The organism is Oxobacter pfennigii, from assembly GCF_001317355.1.
Taxonomy (GTDB): domain Bacteria; phylum Bacillota; class Clostridia; order Clostridiales; family Oxobacteraceae; genus Oxobacter; species Oxobacter pfennigii.
Window position 1 is genome coordinate 82,914 of the sequence record NZ_LKET01000051.1, and the last position, 18,618, is coordinate 101,531.

Genomic DNA, 18,618 nt, shown 5'->3' on the forward strand with positions numbered 1-18,618 from the left:
AAGTTAACCTGTATCCCTAAAACAGATATCCCGAAAATATCAAAAACCCAAAGCACACCAGGTTAAAGGTGACAGCTGTTGAGAGATAGTTAAAGCCTTCATTATTTTTATTTTTCTTATACCAGGAGCTTTTTCTCTGAAAAAAATCCGTGGATATGATAAGCAATGCATGATAAAGACCATACAATATATAGTGAATTTCGGTGCCATGCCATATACCCATGACTCCCATGGTGATTATATACCCTATGTAGGAAGCCGTATATCTGCTCTTAAACCATTTTTTCTTCAAAGCTCTCATTACAAATCTTGTGTATATAAAATCCCTGAACCAAAAGGAGAGGGAAATGTGCCACCTGTTCCAAAAATCCTTTATATCCTTGCTTATAAAGGGTTTATCAAAATTCTCGGGAGTATTTACTCCTAAAATATGGCTGGTGCCTACGGCAAGCAGGCTGTAGCCTGCAAAGTCGAAAAATAAATACAAGCTGTATGCATACATATAGTTGATTGTATTTAATATGCTTTTTGCCTCGGGTATTTTAGCCATCCAGTAAGTCGATATGAGGGCGGAGAAGATAAATTTGTAAGCAGCTCCGTAAAATATTTTCCTTATGCCCTCATCTAAGTACCTTTTATATTCATCCTTTGTAAAGGTTTTGTTTATATCCTCCATAAACCTTCTTGACCTGTCTATAGGCCCTGAGCTTATTGAGGGAAAGAATAGCAGAAAATAGGTAAAATCCCATATGCTAAATTCCTTGATAAGACCGTCATGAATTTCAATGATCATCTGGACGCTTTTAAAGGTAACATAGGATATGCCTAAAAAACCAATTGTCCAGGATGTAAAATAGGGACTTGCTTTGACAAGGACCAGGGGCAATATGGATAAAGCCACCAAAATTCTCATAAGCCATATGGATTCATATTTACGTCTTAAATAAATGTATCCTCTTATCAGCACAAGCTGCCCTGAATAAAATAACACAAGGCATACAGTCTGTATTTTTGATCCTCCGAAGAGGAGAAGAAGCATAAAGAGATTCATAATCATTCCATATTTTTTTATGGGTTTTCCTTTAAGCCCCAATAAAATCAAGGGTATGAAAGCAATCGATAATATATAGAAAAAATATAAGCCGCTGTATGGAATCATTTAATCTCCTCCATTAAAGCCTTCCTGTTGATTTTTCCGTTTGCAGTCATGGGAAGAGACTCCCTTATCACTATCTTTCTGGGTATCATATACTCCGGAATAAATTTCTTAAGCTCATTTTTTATTAAAAGCCCCGTTTTAAATTCTGTCGCTTCTACCATCCTGTTTAAGGCTACGGCAGCAGTCAGGTACTGTATTTTTTGCTCCTTCAAAACTGGAAGCACCACTGCATTTTCTATAAAATCTATTTTTCTTAAATTGCTTTCAATATCTTCAAGCTCTATCCTGTAGCCGTTTAATTTTACCTGAAAATCTATTCTGCCGCTGTAATGAAGGTTATTATTCTTTATATACCCTTCATCTCCTGTGCGGTAGCACCTTAATTCTTTTCCCTCAATCGCCCTTTTAAAAAATACCTTTTCTGTAATTTCCGGATTTTTATAATAGCCTATGCTCACGCTTTCCCCTGCTATTACTATCTCTCCCTTTTCACCCATTTCAACTTCCCTGCCCTCACTGTCAGCTATTATTATATGACAGTCACTTTTGACATATCCAACGGGCAACGGATCAAAGGCATCCAAAACTTCCTTTGTAATTTCAACGGATGTTACGGCCACTGTGGCTTCAGTAGGCCCATAGGTATTTATAACCTTAACACCGCAGAACCTTTCATGAATTTTTCTCACACTGCCGTTGTTCAATACCTCGCCGCAAAACATCATGACTTTAAGCTTTGGCATTAAGAATCTGTTAAAGCTTTTATCAGCAAGGCACATGTCGGCAAAGGAGGGCGTTGACACCCAAATATCCGCCTGGGACTTATTAAGGTATGAAAAGAGCTCTTTAGGATTTGCAATCATTTCCTTGTCAACAGAGAACAATGTAGACCCCGATGCAAGAGACAAATATAAATCCATAATGGATAAATCAAAGGAAAAAGGTGCCTGATTCAAAAATATAAGATCACTGTTTTCAACCTGCCTTAACAAGCTTAAGCCCCACTTTACAAAGCTATTGAGGTTTGAAAGCGTAATTTGAACACCCTTTGGTTTTCCTGTGCTCCCCGATGTATAAATAATGTAATATACATTATCTTCTTTAACGGCATAGCATTTTTCCGGATGATAAGTGCTGTATCTATTTATAAGCTCATGTATTTCATTCAGATATATAATGCTTACATCCGGGGGGATATGAAAAAGATCGCCTATACTAAAAATCATCTTTGCCCCTGAGCTGTCGATTATATCTTTAATGCGCTCATAAGGAAGAGAACTGTCAATAGGTATGTAGGCATGTCCTGCTTTTACACATGCTAAAAAGCATACCAGCATCTCCTTCTGTTTATGCCCATATACAATAATAGGTGTGTCATCATAGCCATACTTTTCAATAAGATAACCAGCCAGGGAATCCGACATTTCTTTTAGTTCCCCATATGTAATGATGCTGTCTCTATAGGTATGTGCTGCAATATTTTTTCTGCTTTTACCATGGGAATTAATTATATCTATCAAGCTCACAGCAATAAACCTCCACACTGATTATACATAAAAATTCTATCATCTAATGGTAGATGGTACAACTCTTTATTATATATTGCCAAAATAATACAGAAAAACCTCCTACAAAACGACAATATATTTACTATACCCATAGCATACGTATCTTACAGAGACAATTTAAAGGGTATGCATTTTGCATACCCTTTAATAATATAATTAGTTTCAGTAAGAAATATCAATCCTCAAAAAGCTTGCTGACCGAGAGATCTTCATATATTCTTTTTATAGCTTCTGCAAATACCGGGGCAACGGATAATACCTTAAGCCTGTCAAATTTCTTTTCTTCAGGAAGGTTTATGGTATTTAAAACTACCAGCTCTGATATAACAGAATCCTTAAGCCGTTCAACTGCCGGGCCGGACATTACGGCATGAGTACAGCAGGCCAAAACTTCCTTGGCTCCCATTTCCTTCAATGATTTTGCACCCAACACTATGGTTCCGGCTGTATCTATCATATCATCTACTAAAATGGCGGTTTTCCCTTTTACATCACCTATAATATTCATTATTTCAGCCACATTAGCCTTTGGCCTCCGCTTGTCTATGATGGCAATAGGTGCATGAAGCCTGTCGGCAAATTTTCTGGCCCTTGTCACACTTCCAAGGTCGGGGGAAACAACTACTATATCATCAAGGTTCTTTGACATATAATATTTTGCAAGAATTGGCACACCCAGAAGATGATCCACTGGTATATTGAAATATCCCTGTATCTGAGCTGCATGTAAATCCATGGTTAACGCTCTGTCAGCTCCCGCTGTAGTTATTAAGTCCGCAACCAGTTTAGCCGTGATTGGATCCCTTGCTTTTGCCTTTCTGTCCTGCCTTGCGTAGCCGTAATAAGGAATTACAGCTGTAATCCTGCCAGCTGATGCCCTTTTAAATGCATCTATCATAATCAAAAGCTCCATCAGATAGTCATTTACCGGATTGTTTGTTGATTGTACGATGAAGACATCGGAACCTCTCACCGTCTCGTTGATATTCATTGCTATTTCTCCATCACTGAATCTATAAACCTCTGAATTGCCTACAGGTACTCCCAGTAAATCGGCAATTTCCTTTGCAAGGCCTGGATTTGAATTTGCCGTAAAAATTTTAATGTTCTTACCATGGGTTATCATTAAGAAATCCTCCTTTAAAGTTTGGGACAATGTTCAGCCCCATATGCTACTTTCTGCCTGCTCCTTTTCTTTCTACCCAGCCTTCTTTGTTTGTCTGCTTTTCTCTGGCTATTGCCAAAGCACCTTCCGGCACTTCGTCGGTTATTGTAGAACCGGCTGCAACATATGAATTATCATTTATTTTTACAGGCGCAACAAGGTTGGCATTACAGCCAACAAACACATTGTCGCCTATTATAGTCTTATGTTTATTCCTTCCATCATAATTTACAGTTACTGTCCCGCACCCTATATTTACGTTTTTACCCACTTCAGAATCCCCTATATATGAGAGGTGGGATGCTTTAGTACCGTCTCCGATAACCGATTTTTTAACCTCAACAAAATCTCCTATTTTAACATCCTGTCCAATAACGCATTCCGGCCTTATATAAGCAAAGGGCCCTATATGGGTATTGGACTTTATCTCACTGCCTAATGCTACCGAATTGTTAATTTCAACTCCATCATGTACAACACAGTTTACAATCCGTGAATTGGGTCCTATAATACAGTCTTCCCCTATCACGGTTTTTCCTTCTATTATGGAATTAGGATAGATAATTGTATCCATGCCAATTGAAACATCGGCATCTATATAGACAGAATCAGGGTCAACAATAGTAACTCCATCTTCCATAAGCTTATTTATTTTGCGCTTTCTCATCATTAAAACTGCTTCTGCCAATTGCTGCCTTGAGTTGATCCCCATTATCTCATGGTTGTCTGATGTTTTAAAAGCACCTATTGGTTGATTTTCAGATTTTAATATCTCAATTACGTCAGTAAGATAATATTCACCCTGTGTATTATTATTACTGATTTTTTTCAATGCATTAACAAGTTTTTCCGAAATAAAACAATATATACCGGAGTTGATTTCCTTTATCTTTAATTCTTCCTCGTTTGCATCCCTTTGCTCTGTAATTTTCTGAACATTGCCTGTAATATCCCTGACAATTCTTCCGTAGCCTGTGGGATTATCAAAATCGGCTGTCAATATGCTTGCACAAAATTCATTTTCAATATGATATTTTACAAGATTCGAAATTGTTTCCTTTGTGATTATGGGAGTATCTCCTGTCAAAATTAAAGTTACTGAAGAATCGCGGCTTATAAAGCTCTCAGCACACATAACGGCATGGCCTGTTCCTAATTGAATATCCTGCAATGCGAATTTGACATCATCCTTGATTGAGCCTTTAACCTCATCTGCTTTATGCCCCACAACAACTATAACATCATCTATTCCAGCAGCTTTTACCGAATGTATTACATGCTCTATAATAGCCTTCCCGCAAAGCTTGTGAGTAACCTTGGAATGTTTGGATTTCATTCTTTTACCTTCGCCTGCAGCAAGTATAACAGCACAAATATCCTTCAAAAAAAACACCTCTTTATGTGTTTATATACAAAAATTTTCTTAAAAATTGTCCTTATTTATTATATGGTATTAGATATAACAATTCAATGATTTTATCCCTATTAAACAAAAGCCTTACAAATAAAAAAAGAATTTTTTAAAGCTTGATTAAAACCAAAAGAAATCTGCTAAAAAATCCTATGCATTCGATATTATCCATTATGTATATATTTTATCTATATATTTTTGTCGTGATTTTTAAAAACACTTGAAAAATTATCGGAATGGTATTAAAATTAACAATGTAATTTTATTAATAAACATAGAATTTTATAGAAAATAAGTTTTATATAAAATTGCACAAAGGAAAAAGGAGCCCTCCATAGACTCCTTTTACGCTCCTTTTGCTTCTTCTGACATTACTTTTTCATATTCACTCAGAATGGCAGTTTGAATCTTTTCTCGAGTGATGGTATTAATCGGATGGGCGATATCTTTAAACTCTCCATCAGGAGTCTTGCGGCTGGGCATGGCTATGAAAAGTCCGTTCTGGCCATCAATAACCTTGATATCATGAACGACAAATTCATTATCAAGGGTTACCGAGACTATAGCCTTCATTTTCCCCTCAGCAGTTATTTTTCTGATTCTTACATCGGTAATTAGCATACTCTCACCACCTTCCCGGTTGCTCTAGAGTATATTTCTCTAAATTTTTTATTTTTCCTGCAAAAAAAACTAATTTTTAATATAAAATTAATTTTTTTTATTGATTTTAAATGATTTATATGAACAATCTTGATGGCTGAATATTTATTTTGCCTTTTTCTTCATCAACTTCATCAAGAGTTAAAAGAGAAACGTAGCTGTTTACCAGTTTATGCCGGGGTTCTTTAGTTTCTATAAGAACTCCTATTCCGACAACTTCATTTTCAAATTCCTTCATAAGCTCTATTATTCCGTGGGCCGTTCCGCCTGCCTTCATAAAATCATCTATAAATATGCTTTTTGTATTTTTCTTTATTGACCTTTTGGAAAGGGACATGGTTTGTATACGGCGGGTTGAGCCGGATACATAATTTATACTTACGGTGGAGCCTTCGGTAACCTTGCTGTCTCTTCTGACTATTAAAAGAGGGATGTTAAGTGCTCTAGCAGTCATCAATGCCACAGGTATGCCCTTGGTTTCAACCGTAAGCACATAATCAGGCTCTAAACTCACAAACTGGGTAGCAAGTATTTCACCAATTACGGCAACGGTATCAGGTGAATATATAACATCCGTCATATAAATAAAACCCCCGGGTATTATCCTTTCAGGGCTCATAAGCTTTGTGCACAGTTCTTTTACAAATTTTTTAGCATTATTCATGCTTGATACAGGGGTATATTTTACTCCGCCCGCAGCCCCTGAAATTGTTTCAACTTCACCGAAAGAGAATTTTTCCATTATCTTTTTTACGATAACTATATCCTCACTTATGGTGGACTTGGCAGCATTGAATAAATCCGTAAAATAATTAAGGGTAAAAATTTTATTTGGATTATCGCTCAATATCTTTATGAGCGCTCCAATCCTTTCATTTCTATGGAGTTTATCCATATGACCACTCCTTTATTTCATGAAGTACTCTTTCATTGCATTATTTTCCGGTATATCAGCCTTATTTTCAAATAAGAACGAACATTTTTTAATAAATCATACTTTATAATTCACTATTTTACATCAATATCATATTTTATTCAATGCCAATTTATCTGCTATGCTTTTAACTCTTTATTAGCAACATTACCCCTTGTCGAATATAATAATAGTCAGATAAATCATGGTTTAATATCCTGGTTTTAAAAATGCATATTATGGTATATAATCTTTAATAGTACATTTATGCCAATCAAATTATAGACCTTTAAAAGGAGTGTATACAGTGATGGATTTTGACATTGAGAGAGATAAGAACCTCAAGGTTCATTTCATAGGAATCGGCGGTATCAGCATGAGCGGATTGGCAGAAACGCTCCTTCACCATGGATATAAAGTGTCAGGTTCTGATGCAAACAAATCAAGCATCACAGACAGGCTGGCTAAGAAAGGCGCTAAAATTAATATAGGCCATGATAGTCAAAATGTTAAAGATGCGGATTTAATAGTATATACAGCAGCGGTAAAGTGGGATAATCCCGAGCTTATTGAAGGAAAGGCAAAGGGTATAAAAATAGTTGACAGGGCTGAGTTTTTAGGCCAGATAATGAAGCAATACAAATACAGCGTGGCTGTTTCCGGCACCCATGGCAAAACCACCACCACCTCTTTGATATCCATTATAATGAAAAATGCAGAATTAGACCCAACAATAATGGTAGGCGGAGAATTAGATGCCATAGGCGGAAATGTGCGGCCGGGCAAAAGCCCTTATTTTATTACCGAAGCCTGTGAATACGTAGAAAGCTTTTTAAGTCTTTACCCATATGTAGGCATAATACTTAATGTAGATTCCGACCACCTGGATTATTACAAGGATATAAATCACATAATAGATGCTTTTACTAAATTTGCAAAACTTGTACCCAAAGACGGCTATATTATCGTAAATAAGGACGATGAAAATTCGTTGAAAGCCTGCCAATCCATAGATGCGAGGCTTATTACCTTTGGTTTCAGCGAAGGCGCTGACTGGGTTGCTAAGAACATCGAGTACGACGAAAAGGGCTGCGGATCCTTTGATGCATATTTTAAGGGGCAATTATTTGGCCCTTTTAAGCTTAACGTCCCCGGAAAGCACAATGTATACAATAGCTTAAGCGCTATTGCTTGTGCAAGGATATTCGACATCGATATCGAAACCATTCAGAATAGCTTTCTGGAGTTTTACGGAACCCACAGAAGATTTGAAAAGATAGGCGAAAAATGCGGCGTTGTTGTAATAGATGACTATGCCCATCATCCTACTGAGATTAAAGCAACCCTGGCGGCTGCAAAAAATTATCCTCATAAAAAAATATGGTGTGTGTTTCAGCCCCATACCTACAGCAGGACTATTAAATTGCTGGATGAGTTTTCTTGTGCCTTTAATGATGCCGACGAACTTATATTAACGGATATATATGCTGCAAGAGAACTGGACACAGGGGAGATTAATTCCTCTAAATTAGCTGATATGATAGTATCCCAGGGAGTCAATGCAAAATACATCAAGTCCTTTGATGATATCGTCACCTATCTTAAAGATAATACTGCTGAGGGTGATGTTATAATAACCATGGGAGCAGGAGATGTTTATAAAACAGGTATGCTTTTTCTTGAAAAATCCGGCCAATGACAGCCGGATTTTTTAATTAACAAAGAATTCAGTCCAAATCATACTTTTTTTCGTAAACCCGCAATTCTCCTATAAATTTATGACATTTTCAGCCGATATATATTATTAATTAACTATCCCTATTATTCTTTATAGGAGGAAATATTCATGAAAGGTACCGTAGTTTCAACCTGGATAAAAACCTGCAGAAAAACTTGGGGACACGCAATAGTAGATTCTGCAATGAATAGCATAGGCTGGGATAAAAACAGAATTTTCAACCCCGTTGAAGATATTCCCGATGCTGATGCGGTTAAACTGGTTTCCTACATCGCCAATGAAAAAAAGCTTACAATAAAAGAGGTATGGAATCAAATAGGACAGGATAATGTAAATTCTTTTTTAAAGGACTTTCCTGCCTTTTTCAAGCATGATAATTTATATCAGTTTTTAAAGTCAATGTACGACGTCCACGCGATCGTCTCAAAAAGAATACCAGGAGCCAATCCGCCCATTGTCAAACTTACTCCCATATCAAAGAGGGAGGCTGTATTCTTTTATCAGTCAAAGAGGAAAATGTTCGATTATTTAGAAGGGCTTATCAAGGGTTCCTCCGAGTATTATAAAGAGAAGATTGAAATTACAGTTCTGGACAAAAGCGAAGACAGCACCCGGCTTAAGCTTAAGTTTGAAAAGGATATCTATGATCTTAAAAAATTTCCTGTAAATACAGTTCTTTCATTTGGCTTTATTAAATCTGTGGAATTGAAATTATCCATATTGACCTTATTAATTTCATCTCCCTTTATCGCGACATCTTCCCTGCTGTTTAATAATTTGCCCTTTAATTTCATCATTTCCTTAGGAGGGATATTTTTAGGTGCATTGCTGTCATCAACGATACTATTGAAGCCTAAAAAATATATAACCAAAGAGATAGAGGACCTTCTTAAAAATAAATACGAGGAAGCCTTAAATATAAAAACAGGAGACTATTTTGAGAGCCTCCATAAAAAAATACTGGAGTATAAAGAGCTCATAAGAAAGGACTTTGTAGGTTTTAAAGGCCTTACGGATGAGATGACAAATTTTGAAAACGACGTTGAGACAATAGTTAACAGAATGAATTCTACATCAACAGAAATATCCCAGGTTGTGGAACAGGTTGCCGACGGTGCCGTTGAACAAGCCCAGGAGACAGAAAAGTCCGTGACCATGCTGAGTGAAAATATCAATCAGTTAAAAATGGTTGTTGGCAGAGAAAATATCAATAAGGAAGAGTTGGAAAAGTCAGTTTCGGATATAAACACAAGCTTCGGTCATGTAAACAGTGCAGCGTCGAATTTAATTGAAATATTGAAAAAATCCCAGGAGATAAAAGATAATGGAAATGTCATTCAGACAAGAATTAAGGATATAACAAATATAATATCCATTGTCTCTTCAATATCCAACCAGACAAACCTTTTGGCATTAAATGCATCAATCGAAGCTGCCCGCGCCGGAGAAGCCGGAAAAGGCTTCAGTGTCGTAGCTGAAGAAGTGAGAAAGCTGGCTGAGCAGTCTCAATCCGCTGTTGATGAAATTGGCAGCAACCTTAAGGAATTTGTTGTGCAGATAGATAACCTCATAAAAAATATAGAGCTTCAGTTCAATATCATCGACAATGAAAGCAGCCGTTTAAATGATGTAGTGAAGGACAGTGCAAGTTCCGTAGAATCAATCAAGCTTGTTTCACATACCATGATAGATACCATAAACCTTTTAAGCAGTGAAACAAAGAAGATAAGCAGCGTCTGCGAGAGAATAGAATCTTTAGCTGCCATTGCACAGGAAAACTCAGCTTCTTCACAGGAAGTCAGCGCAAATGTATCCAGTTATACCGAGGAAATTAAAAATATACTTGAGAACATATCCCATTTCAAGCAAATTACCAAAGAATTTAACGACGATATTTCCAAATATGCTATATAGCAAAACCACCTCGGTTTTCCGAGGTGGTTTTTATAACTAAATTTTTAATCATTCATAAGGTATTCATCCACGCATTTTGCAGCCATCTTGCCATCATATATCGAACGGACTACCAAGGATTGCCCCGTTCTCATGTCTCCTGCGGCAAATACTCCTTTTTGGGAGGTCATATATTTTTCATCTGTGTATACATTCCCCCTAGGATCCAGTTTCAATTGAAGGGCCTCCACAATTCCTTTATGCTCCGGATGGGCAAAACCCATGCAGATTAAAACCATATCTGCTTTTACAGATTCTTCTGTACCCGGAACTTCTTTGGAAACCAATTTGCCGTTTACATTTTCCCAATCAAGCCTTACCTTGCGGACAGAGCTTACATTGCCATCCTTGCCTTCTATTTTCTTGGTTATGGTGCACCATTCCCTTATACAGCCTTCTTCATGAGAAGTAGTTGTTTTCAATGTATTTGGATAGGTTGGCCAGGGCATGGTTTCATCCCTGTCTTCAGGAGGCATGGGCTTTCTTATATATTGATGCACTGCTTTTGCCCCCTGCCTTATGGCAGTACCTATGCAATCGGAAGCAGTATCTCCTCCGCCTATTACTATTACAACTTTTCCTTTTGCATCTATTCCCGGACCGTCAATGGTCTTTCCCGCCACTTTTTTATTCTGTTCAATAAGATAATCTAGGGCAAAATGGACTCCTTCTAAATCTCTGCCCTCAACTGACATGTCTACAGGAACTGTAGATCCTCCTGTTAAGACAACAGCGTCAAATTCCGAAGTTAGAGTATCGTGGCTTATGTCCACGCCTATATTTGTATTGACTTTAAATGTTATGCCTTCTTCTTCCATGATTTTGACCCTTCTGTCAACGATATGCTTTTCCAGTTTAAAATCCGGTATGCCATACCTTAGCAAACCGCCAACCTGGTCATCTTTTTCAAAGACAGTTATGGTATGACCCATTGAATTTAATTTCACAGCAGCAGTCAATCCTGCCGGTCCTGATCCCACAACAGCCACGCTTTTGCCGGTCCTCACCCTCGGGGAGATAGGTTTTACGAAGCCTTCTTCAAAGGCTTTTTCAATGATAGCCAATTCCACGTTATGGACCGTGGCCGACTCCCTGTTTATCCCGAGAGTGCAGGAGCCTTCGCAAAGAGCCGGACATACACGGCCTGTGAATTCGGGAAAGGGATTTGTAAGGGACAACCTTTTATATGCCTTCTCCCACTGCCCCATATAAACAAGATTATTAAAATCAGGAATCAGGTTTCCAATGGGACATCCCCAATTACAAAATGGAGTGCCGCAATCCATGCATCTGGCTGCCTGATTTATCAAATCCTCTTCAGGCATTTTCTCATATACTTCCTTGTAATCCTTTATTCTAACCTCCACCGTTCTTAATGCCGGCGTCTGCCTTTGGTATTCTTTAAACCCCGTTGTCTTTCCCATATCAGGCACCTACCTTCATAACTTCCACAGCTTTTTCACTCTTTAATTTTGCAAGTAAAGTCTTGTATGCCGTGGGAATTACTTTTTTAAACTTGAGGACATATTTATCCCAGTCATTCAATATTTTTTTAGCCTTTTCACTGCCTGTTGCCTCAAAATGCTCTTTTATAAGGCTGTAAAGTTCATCTGTATCTTCTTCACAGGTTACATCTTCTATTTCAACAAGTTCACCGTTGTATCTATTTTTAAAGTTGCCCTCTTCATCCAATACATAGGCTATACCGCCGCTCATTCCGGCTGCAAAATTCTTGCCGGTCTTTCCTATTACAACAACGGTTCCGCCTGTCATATATTCACAGCAGTGGTCCCCTACGCCTTCTACAACAGCTGAAACGCCGCTGTTTCTTATTGCAAATCTCTCTCCTACCATACCGTTTACAAACATTTTCCCGCTGGTAGCACCGTATAGAAGGGTGTTTCCTGCTATAAAGTTTTCATCCTGCTTAAAGGTGCTACCTTCCGGGACCTTTAAAATAAGCTTCCCTCCGGATAATCCCTTCCCAACATAGTCATTTGCATCCCCTTCAAGTACAAGGGTTACGCCCTTTACAGCAAAAGCACCGAAGCTCTGTCCTGCAGAACCTTTGAATTTAAATACAATGGTATCATCAGGGAGACCTTCCTGTCCGTATTTGCCAGCGATTTCACCGCTTAGCATTGAGCCTACGGTTCTGTTTACATTTCTTATTTCAAAGCTTCCTCTCACCGGCTTGCCTTCTTCAATGGCATGTTTTGCCGCTTGAATAAGCCTGTAATCCATGGATTTATTAAGTCCGTGATCCTGGCTTGTCACGCAATAGGTCTTTATGCGTTTTGGAACGTCCGGTTTATAAAGAATGGCTGACAAATCAAGGTCTTTTGCCTTCCAATGGCTAATTTCCTTATTAGCTTCTAGTTTATCAACTCTTCCTATCATTTCATTCATGGACCTGAAGCCAAGCTCGGCCATGATTTCTCTGGCTTCCATAGCTATGAAGGTAAAGAAGTTTATAAGGTGTTCAGGCTTTCCTTTAAAATTCTTCCTAAGCTCGGGATCCTGGGTTGCGATGCCCATTTCACAGGTTCCCAAATGACATTTTCTAAGCATTGTACATCCTAAGGAAACCAATGCTCCCGTCGCAAAACCAAACTCTTCCGCACCAAGCAAAGCTGCTATGGCTACATCCCTTCCTGTTTTTAACTGACCGTCTGTCTGAAGCCTTACTCTGCTTCTTAAATTATTCAGAACCAAAACCTGATGAGCTTCGGATAAACCAAGCTCCCAGGGGATACCCGTATGCTTTATGGAAGACAAAGGCGATGCTCCTGTTCCTCCGTCATATCCGCTGATTAAAATCATATCTGCATGTGCTTTTGCAACTCCTGCGGCAACTGTGCCAACACCTACTTCAGACACCAGCTTAACGCTTATTCTTGCCGACGGATTGACGCTCTTTAAGTCAAATATCAGCTGTGACAAATCCTCAATTGAATATATATCATGATGAGGCGGCGGTGAAATAAGGTCAATGCCCGGTACCGAATGCCTTACCTTAGCAATGTTTATATCAACCTTTTGACCCGGCAGTTGTCCGCCTTCACCCGGCTTTGCTCCCTGTGCCATTTTTATCTGCAGCTCATCGGCATTCATAAGATATTCGGTGGTTACACCAAAACGAGCTGATGCCACCTGCTTTATGGCACTTCTCCTGCTGTCTCCATTTGAATCAGTCTTATATCTTTCGCTGTCTTCTCCGCCTTCACCGGAGTTGCTTCTGCTGCCCAATCTGTTCATTGCTACTGCCATGGTTTCATGGACCTCTTTACTTAAGGAACCAAAGGACATGGCACCGGTACAAAATCTCTTTACAATTTCGCTCACCGGTTCTACTTCATCTATGGATATAGAGTTTTTATTCTTAAACTTGAACAGTCCTCTGATGGTATAAAGAGTTTCGCCCTGCTCATTTATGAGCTTTGCATATTCTTTATACTTTTCATAGCTTCCTGTTCTTACAGCATGCTGAAGCTTATAAATTGATTCCGGGTTGAAAAGATGAGCTTCTCCGTCCTTTCTCCAGGCATACTGTCCGCCGGCCTTAAGCTCAGCTAATGGGTTTCTTATATTATTGAATGCATCCCTGTGTCTGTCCAAGGTTTCCTTGGCAATGACATCAATGCCTATACCACCTATTCTTGAAGGCGTTCCTTCAAAGTATTCATCAATAAATTCCTGTGATAAACCTATGGCTTCGAATATCTGGGCTCCGTGATAGCTCTCCAAGGTACAGATACCCATTTTTGACAATATCTTCAGCAGGCCTTTGCATACTGAATTGATGTAGTTTGCTTTGGCAATTTCTGACGCAATCTTATCTAATTCTTTTTCCTTCACTATTTCATCAATGGTCTCGAAAGCAAGATATGGATTAACCGCCGTAGCTCCATAACCCAGTAAAAGGGCAAAATCCATTATTTCTCTTGCTTCTCCTGTTTCGACCACTAGGGACACCTTGGTTCTGGTCTTTTCTCTGATAAGATGATGCTGCACTGCCGATAAGGCAAGAAGGCTTGGAATGGCTACATCATATGAATCTATTTTCTTATCACTTAAAACCAGAACATTATAGCCTTCCTGAATCCTCTTTGATGCCCTGGAGCATATTTTATCAAGAGCTTGTTTAAAACCCTCAACCCCTGTATCATATTTAAACGTTATAGGGATTACAGCAGTCTTGAAGTTCTTATTCTTGAAGTTTTTGATTTTTCCCATTTCAATATTGCTCAAAATCGGCCTATCCATTTCCACAAAGGGGTTATCTGAAAAGTTCTTGTTAAGCACATTTTCCTGAGGTCCTATGAAATTGACAAGAGACATAACAAGTTCTTCTCTTATAGGGTCTATAGGAGGGTTGGTAACCTGTGCAAACAGCTGCTTGAAATATGAAAAAAGCATCTGATTTTTACTGGAAAGAACGGCAAGAGGGGTGTCGTTGCCCATGGAACCTACCGGCTCCTTACCATCCCGTGCCATACTTTTTATTAAAATATTTACATCTTCTAAGCTGTAACCAAATGCCGCCTGTTTTTCTTTGAGCCTTTCCGGATTTATTTGTACATCCTCAGGAACAGCAGGATAATCATCTAAAACTATTTTATTCTTCTCTATCATTTCTGCGTAAGGGCTGCTTAATGATATTGACTTTTTAAGGTCTTCATCCTTAATGACTTGTCCGATTTTGGTGTCGATTAAAAGCATCCTTCCGGGCTTTAATTTACCCTTGTGCTCTATTTCCTCAGGGTTTAAATCAAGCACTCCGGTTTCCGATGCAAGTATGCACAGACCGTTTTTGGTTATGGCAAACCTGGCCGGCCTTAGTCCATTTCTATCCAAAGTTGCTCCTACCTGTATACCGTCTGTAAAAGCTATTGCAGCCGGACCATCCCAAGGCTCAATCATGGATGCGTGATATTCATAAAATGCACGCTTGTAATCCTCCATGGAAATGTTTCTATGCCATGCCTCGGGAATCAGCATCATCATAGAATGGGCAAGGCTTCTTCCATCGTTCACGAGAAGCTCAAACATATTATCCAAGGATGCCGAGTCACTTCCGTTTGGCCTTATGATCGGAAATAATTTTTTCAAATCATCACCGAAAATATCGGATTTTAAAACACCCTCCCTGGCATGCATCCAGTTCCTGTTACCCATTATCGTATTTATCTCACCATTATGGGCAAGGAACCTGAAGGGCTGCGCCAAATCCCATGTAGGGAATGTATTTGTACTGTACCTTTGATGAACAACAGCTATGGCGCTTTTAAAGTTTATATCATCCAAATCTACGTAATAGCTTTTTATCTGGCCTGCCAAGAGAAGTCCCTTATAAACTATAGTCCTGCTTGAAAGACTACAGATATAGAAATATTCCGCGCTCCTTTTGACAAGCTTCATCACTTCGTTTTCAGCAATTCTTCTTATAATGTAAAGCTTTCTTTCGAACTCTTCCTGATCTTTGCAGTTATTCTCTACAAAAACCTGTCTTATGGTAGGCTCAGTACCCTTCGCCGTTTCACCTATAACTCTGCTATCTACTGGCACATCTCTCCAGCCTAAAACATTTTGTCCCTCTTCTTCGATGGCTCTCTCCAGAATACCCTCACATTGCGTACGAAGGGCAGGTTCCCTAGGAAGGAAAACCATTCCTACCCCGTATTCTCCTGGTTTAGGAAGTGTAATACCTATATTGTCACAGTTTATCCTGAAAAATTCGTCAGGTATCTGCACCATTATTCCGGCTCCGTCTCCTGTATTTGGATCTGAACCTACTGCTCCTCTATGTGTTAAATTAACAAGCACATTTAAGGCTTTTTTTACTATTTCATGTGTTTTATCACCTTTAATGCTGGCTACAAAGCCCACACCACAGCTATCCTTTTCAAATTGAGAGTCGTACATTCCCTGCTTCGAAGGAAATCCTGAACGCATTTCCATAACCATTCCTCCAGTACTAAAAAAGTGTTACTAATAATTATAGTATGAAAATGAAATTTTGCAAGACAAATCTTGCAGTTTATTTTATCAGATTATTCCATAACCTACTTTGTTTAACATAAGGCTGAAACCTTGTAATAATTAGTTTGTTGAATATTTTCTGAAAATATAGAATAGTCATGATTTTTAAAAAATAATGCAAGAACAAAATTTTTCATATGCAATTGATATAAAGCTTTTCTTATAATTTTATTAAAAATTATTAAACTATAATATATAATGCAATTTCCCTTGGGGTTTAAAAAGTATGGTATACTAAATAAAAAAGATTGAGGTGTTATTGATGAATGTTTATGAAGCAGCAACTAAAAGAAGGACTGTAAGAAAATTTAAGCAGGACAGAATACAAGCGGATATATTAAAAAAATTTGTGGATGCGGCAAGGCTGTCTCCCCAGGGTGCCAATCTTCAAGCTTTAAAGTACATAATAGTAACTGAAAAAACATTAACGGATATTATCTTTACCGCTACTTCCTGGGCAGGATACATAAGGCCTACACACAACCCCCAGGAAAATGAGCGCCCAGTTGCATATATCGTTCCCCTTGTAGACAGCGAGATTAAGAATACAAATTATGATAACGACGCCGGCGCTGCAATACAAACCATACTTTTAACTGCCTATGAAGAAGGAATTGCTTCCTGCTGGTTAGGCGCCATCAATAAGGAAATAATAAAAAATACTCTTGAGATTCCCGATAAATATATAATCCATTCGCTCATCGCCCTAGGCTACCCTGCTGAATCCCCTGAAGTTGTAAAAGTAGGTGAAGACGGCTCAATCAAATATTATAAGGATGAAAGCGGCGTGCTCCATGTTCCGAAACGCTGCCTTGACGATGTTCTTATAATGGTAAAGTAATATAGGCTGTGCTCAAACCGGGTGCATATTATAAGTCCGCAGCTTAATAAAAAAGTGCTGCGGATTGTTTGCTTTAATGCCCTAATCCTTACCTTAAAAATCTTTTTCTTATAAAATATGTAATAAAAAAAGGCATCCCCATGGATAATGTCTTTGATATTATAAAAGATAATTCCATCACATCAAAACCAAGCCACAAAGTGCTGTTTGCAATAAATACTCCCATGGCAAATGTAGCCATATATATAATGAAAGAATGGATATCTCTGTTTGTTTGAAAGACATATTTCATGCCTGCAAAGTACTGAAATACAAACCCTGTTATTAACCCAAAGTTGCTGGAAATAATATAATTTATGCCGATAACTTTATAAAGAAAATAAGCAAGGCTAAAATCCAAAATACTTGCAAAACAGGATATCATAAAATATTTTCCTAAATTAATCTGTGCAATTTTAAGCATATACTATTCACCGCCTTCAAAGATATTATTACCAAAGATAATTTTTGTAGGCAGGGATATGTTTATTAATTATATAGTTCAAGAAATTTACGCTCCGTAATTTATGCTATTTTAATCAACCCATTAGTTCTCTGTTACCGCTTGGAATCCATAAAGTTATAATCTCCAATATCACAGCAATACTCTATTCGAAAATTATGAAGGTTTATTCTATAAATCTCTCCGCCATGATAGCCATCATTTAATAAACCGTCATTCCTTTGTGTAATACAAATAATTTCCCATTATATTGGCTTCGTTGATGTCAAAATCTCCAAAAGGAACTATTTCAATTTTAGTAACCTGTGAATTTTACTTCTGATACCATCTGAATAGATCAAATGGCTGCGAAATAATTATATCCGGCTTAAACAGATGATCCAAAGCTTTGATGCACGATACTTGATAATTTCGGATACATCCTTTGGATTTTCCCAAACATCGGTTATTTCTTCTTTATTCTTATGAAGTATCTCATCTGCCGGTATGTCTACATATATACCCAGGCTTTCTTCAACAGCCTTTACAGTATTGTTGGAAATATCAATGCCTATGGCTTTGGCGGTGAATTCTTCTATTGTTTCAAGCAAAATTATCCCTCCGATATACATATCATGGATATAGTATATCCCCCCAAATAAAAAAGCTCCGGTAATGCTCACCGAA

At 38.1% G+C, this 18,618-nt stretch carries 13 protein-coding genes; 3 read left to right on the top strand and 10 right to left on the bottom strand.

All coding sequences use genetic code 11. From position 1 onward, the window contains the following. Positions 1–16 precede the first annotated feature (16 nt). The 6 genes from dltB to purR form a co-directional block, all read right to left on the bottom strand. On the bottom strand, positions 17–1,159 hold the full coding sequence (gene dltB / locus OXPF_RS17625; RefSeq protein ID WP_054876541.1) for a D-alanyl-lipoteichoic acid biosynthesis protein DltB: 1,143 nt from the start codon (positions 1,157–1,159) through the stop codon (positions 17–19). Beyond that, the gene (dltA, locus tag OXPF_RS17630) at positions 1,156–2,685 is read right to left on the bottom strand and encodes a D-alanine--poly(phosphoribitol) ligase subunit DltA (protein ID WP_054876542.1); all 1,530 of its coding nucleotides are present in this window, start codon (positions 2,683–2,685) and stop codon (positions 1,156–1,158) included. The genes dltB and dltA overlap by 4 nt, the downstream gene beginning before the upstream one ends. A gap of 217 nt (positions 2,686–2,902) precedes the next feature. Continuing rightward, positions 2,903–3,853: a ribose-phosphate diphosphokinase gene (locus OXPF_RS17635; RefSeq protein WP_054876543.1), complete on the bottom strand. Its 951-nt coding sequence runs from the start codon at positions 3,851–3,853 to the stop codon at positions 2,903–2,905. 46 nt (positions 3,854–3,899) lie between these two features. Beyond that, positions 3,900–5,276, bottom strand: a complete 1,377-nt coding sequence (glmU, locus tag OXPF_RS17640; protein WP_054876544.1) for a bifunctional UDP-N-acetylglucosamine diphosphorylase/glucosamine-1-phosphate N-acetyltransferase GlmU — start codon at positions 5,274–5,276, stop codon at positions 3,900–3,902. 372 nt (positions 5,277–5,648) lie between these two features. Then, on the bottom strand, positions 5,649–5,924 hold the full coding sequence (gene spoVG, locus OXPF_RS17645; RefSeq protein ID WP_054876545.1) for a septation regulator SpoVG: 276 nt from the start codon (positions 5,922–5,924) through the stop codon (positions 5,649–5,651). A gap of 115 nt (positions 5,925–6,039) precedes the next feature. Continuing rightward, entirely contained in the window at positions 6,040–6,858 is an 819-nt protein-coding gene (gene purR, locus OXPF_RS17650; RefSeq protein ID WP_054876546.1) for a pur operon repressor, read from the bottom strand. Positions 6,859–7,186: 328 nt separating this feature from the next. Between purR and murC the strand changes: the two genes are divergently transcribed. Next, positions 7,187–8,575, top strand: a complete 1,389-nt coding sequence (gene murC, locus OXPF_RS17655) for a UDP-N-acetylmuramate--L-alanine ligase (RefSeq protein WP_054876706.1) — start codon at positions 7,187–7,189, stop codon at positions 8,573–8,575. A gap of 147 nt (positions 8,576–8,722) precedes the next feature. Continuing rightward, a complete protein-coding gene (locus tag OXPF_RS17660) occupies positions 8,723–10,528 on the top strand; it encodes a methyl-accepting chemotaxis protein (RefSeq protein ID WP_054876547.1) in 1,806 nt (601 codons plus the stop codon). Positions 10,529–10,572: 44 nt separating this feature from the next. Here OXPF_RS17660 and OXPF_RS17665 read toward each other — a convergent pair whose 3' ends face one another. Both OXPF_RS17665 and gltB read right to left on the bottom strand, forming a co-directional pair. Next, positions 10,573–11,991 (bottom strand): glutamate synthase subunit beta, encoded by a 1,419-nt coding sequence (locus OXPF_RS17665; protein WP_054876548.1) that lies wholly within the window; start codon positions 11,989–11,991, stop codon positions 10,573–10,575. Position 11,992: 1 nt separating this feature from the next. After that, entirely contained in the window at positions 11,993–16,528 is a 4,536-nt protein-coding gene (gene gltB, locus OXPF_RS17670) for a glutamate synthase large subunit (RefSeq protein ID WP_054876549.1), read from the bottom strand. 343 nt (positions 16,529–16,871) lie between these two features. On the opposite strand from gltB, the gene OXPF_RS17675 reads away from it, so the two are divergent. Then, positions 16,872–17,450, top strand: a complete 579-nt coding sequence (locus OXPF_RS17675; RefSeq protein ID WP_054876550.1) for a nitroreductase family protein — start codon at positions 16,872–16,874, stop codon at positions 17,448–17,450. 88 nt (positions 17,451–17,538) lie between these two features. Here the strand turns inward: OXPF_RS17675 and OXPF_RS17680 are convergent, their stop codons facing one another. After that, positions 17,539–17,913, bottom strand: a complete 375-nt coding sequence (locus OXPF_RS17680; RefSeq protein WP_054876551.1) for a GtrA family protein — start codon at positions 17,911–17,913, stop codon at positions 17,539–17,541. Positions 17,914–18,308: 395 nt separating this feature from the next. Then, positions 18,309–18,542: a hypothetical protein gene (locus OXPF_RS17685; RefSeq protein WP_152967798.1), complete on the bottom strand. Its 234-nt coding sequence runs from the start codon at positions 18,540–18,542 to the stop codon at positions 18,309–18,311. Positions 18,543–18,618 lie beyond the last annotated feature (76 nt).

What these genes read in the sequence shown, in the direction of transcription:
- dltB (WP_054876541.1), bottom strand. Translation starts at nt 1,159, where the DNA reads ATGATTCCATACAGCGGCTTATATTTTTTCTATATATTATCGATTGCT.
- OXPF_RS17635 (WP_054876543.1), bottom strand. Translation starts at nt 3,853, where the DNA reads ATGATAACCCATGGTAAGAACATTAAAATTTTTACGGCAAATTCAAAT.
- spoVG (WP_054876545.1), bottom strand. Translation starts at nt 5,924, where the DNA reads ATGCTAATTACCGATGTAAGAATCAGAAAAATAACTGCTGAGGGGAAA.
- purR (WP_054876546.1), bottom strand. Translation starts at nt 6,858, where the DNA reads ATGGATAAACTCCATAGAAATGAAAGGATTGGAGCGCTCATAAAGATA.
- murC (WP_054876706.1), top strand. Translation starts at nt 7,187, where the DNA reads ATGGATTTTGACATTGAGAGAGATAAGAACCTCAAGGTTCATTTCATA.
- OXPF_RS17660 (WP_054876547.1), top strand. Translation starts at nt 8,723, where the DNA reads ATGAAAGGTACCGTAGTTTCAACCTGGATAAAAACCTGCAGAAAAACT.
- OXPF_RS17665 (WP_054876548.1), bottom strand. Translation starts at nt 11,991, where the DNA reads ATGGGAAAGACAACGGGGTTTAAAGAATACCAAAGGCAGACGCCGGCA.
- gltB (WP_054876549.1), bottom strand. Translation starts at nt 16,528, where the DNA reads ATGGAAATGCGTTCAGGATTTCCTTCGAAGCAGGGAATGTACGACTCT.
- OXPF_RS17675 (WP_054876550.1), top strand. Translation starts at nt 16,872, where the DNA reads ATGAATGTTTATGAAGCAGCAACTAAAAGAAGGACTGTAAGAAAATTT.
- OXPF_RS17680 (WP_054876551.1), bottom strand. Translation starts at nt 17,913, where the DNA reads ATGCTTAAAATTGCACAGATTAATTTAGGAAAATATTTTATGATATCC.